1 protein-coding gene is annotated in these 1,534 nt (G+C 53.1%); it reads left to right on the forward strand.

Annotated features, from left to right (window positions below; translation table 11 throughout):
* The first annotated feature begins 80 nt into the window (after positions 1–80).
* On the forward strand, positions 81–1,247 hold the full coding sequence (locus K4A83_RS22660; RefSeq protein ID WP_407810279.1) for a glycoside hydrolase family 10 protein: 1,167 nt from the start codon (positions 81–83) through the stop codon (positions 1,245–1,247).
* Positions 1,248–1,534: the final 287 nt, after the last annotated feature.

Here is a 1,534-nt window from a genome sequence, read left to right on the forward strand (position 1 = left end):
CCCCACCCCCCAGCAGTCCGCCACCTATCCCCGCCTTCCCCCAAGGAGACGAGCTATTCCGCCCCCGCAGTCACCACCCCTTGGGGCAATATCAACCCGTCGCCCTCACCTCCCCCCAACCCAAACAGTCCACCCCTCGCGAACTGCGGGGCGTGTGGCTGACCAACGTAGACAGTGACGTTCTCTTTAACCCCAACACGCTCAAAACCGCCCTTGAGCGCCTCAAAACCCTTAACTTTAACACCCTTTACCCCACCATCTGGAACTGGGGTTATACCCTCTATCCCAGCACCGTCGCTCAAGAAGTCATCGGCACCGCCCTAGACCCAGAACCCGGTTTAGCCGGACGGGATATGCTGCAAGAAATCATCGACCAAGGACACCGCCACCACCTCACCGTCATCCCTTGGTTTGAATTCGGCTTTATGGCCCCAGCCGACTCCGCCCTAGCCCAACGTCACCCCGACTGGTTAACCCAACGCATCGACGGCAGCACCATCTGGTCCGAGGGGGGAATTCATGACCGGGTATGGTTGAATCCCCTCCACCCCGAAGTCCAAGACTTCATCACCCGTCTAGTGGTGGAAGTAGTGGAAAAATATGACCTCGACGGCATCCAATTTGACGACCACTTCGGCTATCCCTCCGACTTTGGTTATGATGACTACACCGTGCGCCTTTATCGACAAGAACACGGGGGACATTTCCCCGCCAATCAATTTGATCAAGCCCAGTGGATTCGCTGGCGCGCCGATAAAATCACCCAATTCATGGAAAAGCTCTTTTTTGCCATTAAGGGCGCGAAACAGCAGGCTATCGTCTCCCTAGCCCCCAATCCCCAAGATTTTTCCTTGAACTCCTATCTATTAGATTGGCACCAGTGGGAGCGCAAGGGTTTAATTGAGGAGTTAGTGGTTCAATTGTACCGCAACGATTTAAGCCGTTTTCGCGAGGAATTAGCCGACTCCTCTCTACAACAAGCGCGGCAACATATACCCGTCGCCATTGGCATTTTATCCGGCTTAAAAGGGCGGTACGTTCCCTTAAATCAAATAGACTCCCAAGTAAAAACCGTGCGCAATGGTCAGTTTGCCGGGATGTCCTTCTTTTTCTATGAGAGTTTGTGGAACTATGCCGATGAGTCTCCAGAACAGCGTCAGCGTGCCTTTCGCCGTTGGTTTCCCCAGCCTGCGACCCATCCCAGTGTGTATGACGGGTGGTCGGAGGAGAGAGTTCATTCTATCTAGTCTAGAAGAAATCCGGCTTCTAGGAAAGACGATCTGTAGATTGGGGAGCGATGAATCCCACGCTGTACCGGTAGGGTCGGCCTCAGTGACCCATTGTAGGGTACATTAGAGACAAGAGGACAAAAAGTCCAACTTTTGACATACTCCCCGGCGTGAACGTGCGGGGATTCTTGACACATCATTTCAACTTGCTACCGAAGTAGTCTTACGGTCGATCCGTGTCCGTTTAGAGTCGTGGCAATGCCCTATCCCGACTTTGTTTATATTTTTCGCTGCATTTTCATCTC

It is taken from the genome of Spirulina subsalsa FACHB-351, from assembly GCF_026130165.1.
GTDB classification, from domain to species: Bacteria; Cyanobacteriota; Cyanobacteriia; order Cyanobacteriales; family Spirulinaceae; genus Spirulina_A; species Spirulina_A subsalsa_A.